Source organism: Collinsella sp. AF14-35, from assembly GCF_003464565.1.
Classification (GTDB): Bacteria; Actinomycetota; Coriobacteriia; order Coriobacteriales; family Coriobacteriaceae; genus Collinsella.
Window position 1 is genome coordinate 435 of sequence record NZ_QRZD01000047.1, and the last position, 2,227, is coordinate 2,661.

Genomic DNA, 2,227 nt, shown 5'->3' on the forward strand with positions numbered 1-2,227 from the left:
GCCGACTGCTTCGGCCTGCGCCTGCTCAACCGCCGCGGCTGCTTCCCCAAGTTCGATCTGTTTATCGAGCAGACCAAGGACATCTGGAAGGACATGCTCGATATCCGCAAGCGCTTCGAGCCGCGCGCCGAGGAGCTCGCCAAGAAGTACGCCCTGGCCCCCTACACCATGTTCATCGGCTCCGGCGCCCTGTGGGGCGAGACCATCCTGTTCTCGATGTGCATCCTGGAGGAGATGCAGTGGAAGCGCACCCGCTACATCACCTCGGCCGACTTCTTCCACGGCACCCTCGAGCTCGTGGAGCCCGGCGTCCCGGTCTTCCTGTTCATGGGCGAGGACGAGAACCGCAAGCTCGACGAGCGCGTCCGCGCCTTCCTGACCCGCGGTGTGACCGGCGACACCGACATCAACATCATCGACACCGCCGAGTTCGCGATCCCCGGCCTTGACGACGAGTTCCGCGTCATCGTGTCTCCGTGGATTCTGACGGTGCTCGTTACCGACCGCCTGGCTCGCTACTACGAGACGGTCACCAAGCACAACCTCAAGTATCGTCGCTACTATCACCAGTTCGACTACTAAAGAAAACGGGTGCGGGAACGCGCCGGGCTATTGAGAGGAAGACAGAATGAGGCAGTACATCATCGCCAGCCATGCGCACTTCGCTACCGGCATCAAGGAGAGTGTCGAGCTGCTCTCGGGCGCTCGCGACAACGTCCACGATCTTTCGATGTTCGTCGATGACCGCATGGACGTGGCCGAGGAGGCCCAAAAACTGCTGGCAGGCATGGCTGCCGACGATGATGTCGTTGTCTGCACCGACCTCTTTGGCGGCAGCGTCAACAACGAGTTCACCAAGATCGTCCAGACGCGTCCCCGCACGTACCTCGTTACCAACATGAACCTTCCTCTGCTTATCCAGCTGCTGTTCTCTGACGAGTCGGCGCCGGTTGAGGAGACGATTCGCGCCATCGTCGCTGCGGACGATACGCGCGTGAAGTTTGTCAACGATCTTTTGGTCGATGACGAAGAGGAAGAAGAGTTCTAATCCGCAGCACCTACTGACACGCCGTAAGACGGCACAAGACCTTTGGGGGGTCACATTATGATTCAGCTACTTCGCGTCGACCATCGCCTGCTTCATGGCCAGGTCGCGGTCTCTTGGGTCCAGGGCCTTGGCTCCAACTGCATTTTCTGCGTGGGCGATAAGGTCGCCAACGACCCGGTGTGGAAGACGACGCTCAAGATGGGCAAGCCTGCCGGCTGCAAGCTCGTCATCAAGGATATGGCGAATGCCATCGAGGCCATTAACTCGGGTGTGACTGACAAATACAAGATGATTATCTGTGTCGCTACCATCGCTGAGGCAAAGCAGCTTGTTGAAGGCTGCCCGCAGATCAAGTCGGTCAACCTGGGCAACACCAAGCCCAAGGACGAGAAGCGCCCCGATGCTCGTCAGGTCTCTCGTCAGATCTTCCTGACTGCAGCCGAGGAGGCCGATGTGCGTGAGATGCTGAACAACGGCGTCGAGGTCGAGATCCGTCCTCTGGCCGATGACCCCAAGGTTGACTGCGCAAGCGTGCTCTAGGCGTTCAATTTCGAAGAGTCTGAGCTCTTCGTAGTGTCCTATTAGGAAAGGGGGATATATGCTTACCCAAGCAATCCTCATCGGACTTATCGCCGCATTTGGTAAGTTCGACTTCCAGCTCGGTACGCTCTATGCGTTCCGCCCCATCGTCCTGTGCCCGCTCGTGGGCCTGGTGCTGGGGGACCTGCAGTCCGGCCTCGCGATCGGCGCCAGCCTGGAGCTTCTGTTCATGGGCTCGATCTCCATCGGCGCCTACGTGCCGCCTGATGAGACGATCGGCGGCGTGCTCGCCTGCGCCTTCGCTATCCAGTTGGGTCAGAGCACCGAGGCAGCCATCGCGCTCGCTATGCCCATCGCCACGCTGTGCCTTGCCATCAAGAACATCCTCAACGCCGCCCTGCCGATTCTGGTTGACCGCGCTGATGTCTTCTCCGGCCAGGGCAACCTTAAGGGTGTCTATGCGATGCACTTCCTGATCGGTTTGACCGGTATCATCATGGCGTTCCTGCTGTGCTCGCTGTCGTTCTATCTGGGTGCTGACGCCATCCAGGGCATGCTCGACTTCATCCCGCCCTTTGTCCTTGCTGGCTTTGGCGTTGCCGCCAACATCCTGCCGGCCATGGGCTTCGCCATGCTCGG

General features: G+C 59.7%; 4 protein-coding genes. All 4 read left to right on the plus strand.

Translation table 11 applies throughout. From position 1 onward, the window contains the following. Window positions 1-582: SIS domain-containing protein (locus tag DWW12_RS10075; protein WP_369832173.1), on the plus strand; the 582-nt coding region annotated here is incomplete at its 5' end. A gap of 46 nt (window positions 583-628) precedes the next feature. Then, window positions 629-1,048 (plus strand): PTS sugar transporter subunit IIA, encoded by a 420-nt coding sequence (locus DWW12_RS09590; protein ID WP_117565057.1) that lies wholly within the window; start codon window positions 629-631, stop codon window positions 1,046-1,048. Between the two features lie 57 nt (window positions 1,049-1,105). Continuing rightward, window positions 1,106-1,588, plus strand: coding sequence for a PTS sugar transporter subunit IIB (locus tag DWW12_RS09595; RefSeq protein ID WP_117565058.1), 483 nt, complete (start codon window positions 1,106-1,108; stop codon window positions 1,586-1,588). Window positions 1,589-1,646: 58 nt separating this feature from the next. Beyond that, window positions 1,647-2,227: PTS sugar transporter subunit IIC (locus tag DWW12_RS09600; RefSeq protein WP_147324173.1), on the plus strand; the 581-nt coding region annotated here is incomplete at its 3' end.